This window comes from Algibacter sp. TI.3.09 (assembly GCF_038154905.1).
GTDB lineage: Bacteria > Bacteroidota > Bacteroidia > Flavobacteriales > Flavobacteriaceae > Algibacter.
On the sequence record NZ_JBAKAN010000015.1, the window covers coordinates 1 to 4217 of the forward strand.

A 4217-nucleotide genomic window follows, 5' to 3' on the forward strand; every position below is an offset into this window, starting at 1 on the left:
ACATTGTATAAAAATAATGCGTAAGTTTATTCCTAAACTAAAAGTTAGTGTTTGTTTGCTTGCATCTGATTTTCCTTCGGAAAATCCTCGCACTCAAACTACGCACTATTCTTATACGTAACCGTTGGCATTCATAGCTCACTCTGCTCTAAAAAAGAATTAAACCGATCTTAAAAGTGTTTTAAAAAGATTGTGCAACTGACTTTTAAAAAATCAAAACGCAAAGTTTACGTACGACTGACATCACTCTTGCATAAAATATTCGGACTTTTCACAAACATAACGCAACTGTTGCGAATGACTGACTTTACTCATGCTCTATAAATTCGGACCTTTGAAAAACACAACGCAACTGTTTCGAACGACTGACTTAAAACGTACTCAACTTTGTGTTTTAAAACTAAAAACTTTACCTACAAAAAAACTACGCATGCCAACATTGTATAAAAATAATGCTTAGTTTAGTGCTTAACAAAGAGTAAATGCGCGTTTGCTTGCTTATGATTTTCCTTCGGAAAATCCACGCACACAAACAACGCACTATTCTTATACGTAACCGTTAGCGTTCATTTCTCACTCGGCTCAAAAAAAAACGATAAATCACTCAAAAGTCGATTAAAATCAATAACGGTTTCCGACACATAAATTGCGCAATCTTTGCGTACGACTGACCTCACTCTTGTGTAATCTTTACGAATCCGATTTACCAAGCTTTGCGCATTCTTTGCGTAAACGGACTTCACTCTTGCGCAATCTTTACGAATCCGATTTACCAAGCATTGCGCAACTGTTGCGACGGATTTATATTCTGCACGAATAATTTGGGATGTATAAAAAACTAAAATTGTAACGAACGCTAACAGTATGTATAAATAATGCTTAAATTAGTCCTGAAACTAAAGGAAGTGCTTCTTTTGCTAGCTTCTGATTTTCCTACGGAAAATCCCTGCAAACAAAAACGCACTATCTATACATTTAACGTTGTACCCAATTAGAAACCGCCCAATGAAAGGTAAGAGAATGAAAGAAGATAGACTAAACTTTATATTAGACAGACTGATTGATTTTGAAGGTCATGTAGATTCAAATACCCTTCATCAATACGGGTTGTATGACGAGTTTAATGATGATTCTAAAAAGATAAATAGTGACTTTAAGGGTTTGCAAAACATATTCTATAAATCAGGAGCATCCGAAGAAGTGTATGGTCAAGACCCTCATTTGATATGCTATTGTAGAAAAACGGTTTATTTTAAAGAAAATTATGGAAGTTTTGAAAATTACTATATTTCAATTAAAGAAAAAGAGATTGAATCCCAATCAGAAATTAAAAAACAAAAAATAAGGCAAGAAAAAGAAGAAAAGAAATTAGATATTGATATTTATTTAGGAGAGTTTGAGAAAAAACAAGGAACTAAATTTAAGCAATGGGGTTTTGTTATTGTGGTTGTTAATTTAATCATAGTCTTATCTGGGATTTTTATATCCACCCAAGCAAATAAGCAATCAGAAAACCTAGAGCCTGACCAGTTATTGCGCATAGAAAAAAAAATAAGCAAATTAGAAAATCAGATTTTGATACTCGAAAGAAAAAATGATTCATTGAATTATCAAGAAAAGATATTATCCGACTGACCTTACTCATGCTCAAACTCTTATGCGCTTCTGACTTATCACTCATAACTTAAAATAGGATTTAACTCAATTACAACTAACAATAATTAAATGACTGACAAAATAAACTTATTGGATTCTGAACTAAGCAATATATCGTCAAAATACACAGATAAAGCTCCTGATTTCAAAGGAGACGCTAAAAGTGTTGCAGATAGATTTTCATATTATAGCTCTATTAAGCTAGAATTTATAACCGAATTAAACTCTATAATCAACCCTTTTCTAAAAGAAAATCAAAGCAAAATGACAATGAAAGAAATAGATGTTTTAAACTCAATCATAAGAAAACATGAAAGAAGTGTTATTTATGGTTTTAATTTTCCTTCAGACATGGCATAAGAGTTATTTTGTAACCCAAAGATTCTATCTCATCCAAGAATGGTTTAGCTGAATTGTATGCTTTATTGAATTTTTCATAATGCTTTTCATAATCAGCAAAAATTTCGTCTCCATTCTTTATTAGAACTCCTTTAACAATAGGCATAAAACTGGGTACAACACTGTATATAATTAATAATGGCTTTAGTGTTATGTTTTAAAGTTAGTATTTATCAATGGTCGGTCATTGTATTTCATTAGTTTATATACTAGCCATTACTAATAATATACGATTTCCGTTGTAAAACATTTAACACAAACACTAACCATCAAATTAAACAAATGAAAATTATTAAAATTACCCTTTTATTTATTGCAATCTCTACATTGACGAATTGTGCATCTGGCTACAAAATGATTGAGCCAAAATCCATTAATTACATTTCGACTAATGAAACCGATAATGTGAAACTTGAATATAAATACGATTTACTTGATAAAAAATACGCTAAAAAAGAACTAAAAAAAGGAGTCAAACTTGTTGCTATAAAAATAACTAACAATTCTGAAAAAGATATAATGTTTGGAGGAGATGCGAAATTGACTTATGCAAATGGAAGTGAGATTTATGTAATGGAAAACGAAAAAGTTTTTAAGACTCTAAAACAAAGTCCAGCTTCTTATTTATGGTATTTACTATTAACACCAATGAATTTTTATACGGCTGAAAACGGTCAGCAAACGAGTTCAACACCAATTGGACTTATAGTTGGTCCTGGTTTAGCTGGTGGAAATATGATAGCAGCAGGCTCTGCTAATAAAAAGTTTAAAACAGAAATGTTGGAATATAATATTAATGGGACTTTGATTAAAAAAGGAGAAACTAAATATGGATTAATCGGAATTAAATCTGATTCGTTCGATTCACTAAAATTGAAAATCGAGTAAAAAAAACGTTTTACAACACCGTATAAAAATAATTGCGGTTTAGTGCTTAATCAAAGGTCGTTGCGTGTTTGCTACATCTGATTTTCCTTCGGAAAATCCTCGCATACAAACCCGCAACTATTCTTATACATAAACGTTGGCATTCATAGCTCACTCTACTCTAAAAAAGAATTAAACCGATCTTAAAAGTGTTTTAACAAGATTGTGCAACTGACTTTTAACAAATCAAAACGCAAAGTTTACGTACGACTGACATCACTCTTGCGTGAAATATTCGGACTTTTTACAAACACAACGCAACTGTTGCGAACGACTGACTTAAAACGTGCTCAACTTTGTGGTTTAAAACTAAAAAAATTACCTGCAAAAAAACTACGCATGCCAACATTGTATAAAAATAATGCTTAGTTTAGTGCTTAATCAAGAGTAAATGCAAGTTTGCTTGCTTATGATTTTCCTTCGGAAAATCCACGCACACAAACTACGCACTATTCTTATACGTAACCGTTAGGCAACATTTGAGGAAACAATGAAATTAGGAAATAACATTTTAGCATTTATCATATTTGTAATTATTGGAATTCCAATTTTTATATTGTTTTTGCCAATAATGATAGTTCTTTACCCAGTTCATTTCTTTCAAAGAAAACGATTTGAAAAAAAATACTCTGAATTTCTGACCAGCAACAACGGAAAGAATTTCTTCTGCTACAATAATAGAAAAAACTCGAAAGAATATATTGAGGAACAAATAATCCCAAATCTGACTGACGGAATTGAAATCGTGTATCTGAATGGAAAAAAAGTAGAATCGGAATATAACGTGGAATTTATTTCAGAGGCACTTTACAAGTTTAAGAATTACAGCGGATTTCCTCACTTAATGAAAATACAGAATGGAAAACTGATTGACAAATCAATAAACAATCCGTTTTATAACGTGCTGAATTTGAAAAAGGATAAAACTGAATTATTAACCAAAATCAATCGGTTCTTTGAACTGAATGAAATAAAAAACGTTGCCTAACATTGTATAAAAATAATGCTTAGTTTAGTGCTTAATCAAGAGTAAATGCGCGTTTGCTTGCTTATGATTTTCCTTCGGAAAATCCACGCACACAAACAACGCACTATTCTTATACGTAACCGTTGTAAGCAATAGCGTGGCTATCGTTAGATAACTTTCAATATAAATATTGTTTACGCAAAAGGAATAAAAAAAGGCAGTTAAAAAAGTGTATTATTTAGAAAATACGCTTCCAAGTTTTCGGCGA

4 protein-coding genes are annotated in these 4217 nt (G+C 31.5%); all 4 read left to right on the top strand.

Translation table 11 applies throughout. The annotated features are described in order from the left end of the window. Positions 1-1020 precede the first annotated feature (1020 nt). The 4 genes from V6246_RS18095 to V6246_RS18110 all read left to right on the top strand — a co-directional run bounded on the left by V6246_RS18095 (position 1021) and on the right by V6246_RS18110 (position 3970). On the top strand, positions 1021-1635 hold the full coding sequence (locus tag V6246_RS18095) for a hypothetical protein (protein WP_341561848.1): 615 nt from the start codon (positions 1021-1023) through the stop codon (positions 1633-1635). A 90-nt stretch (positions 1636-1725) separates the two neighbouring features. Further along, a complete protein-coding gene (locus V6246_RS18100; RefSeq protein ID WP_341561849.1) occupies positions 1726-2016 on the top strand; it encodes a hypothetical protein in 291 nt (96 codons plus the stop codon). A 321-nt stretch (positions 2017-2337) separates the two neighbouring features. After that, positions 2338-2943, top strand: a complete 606-nt coding sequence (locus V6246_RS18105) for a hypothetical protein (protein WP_341561850.1) — start codon at positions 2338-2340, stop codon at positions 2941-2943. Between the two features lie 529 nt (positions 2944-3472). Beyond that, on the top strand, positions 3473-3970 hold the full coding sequence (locus V6246_RS18110) for a hypothetical protein (protein ID WP_341561851.1): 498 nt from the start codon (positions 3473-3475) through the stop codon (positions 3968-3970). The last annotated feature ends 247 nt before the right edge of the window (positions 3971-4217 follow it).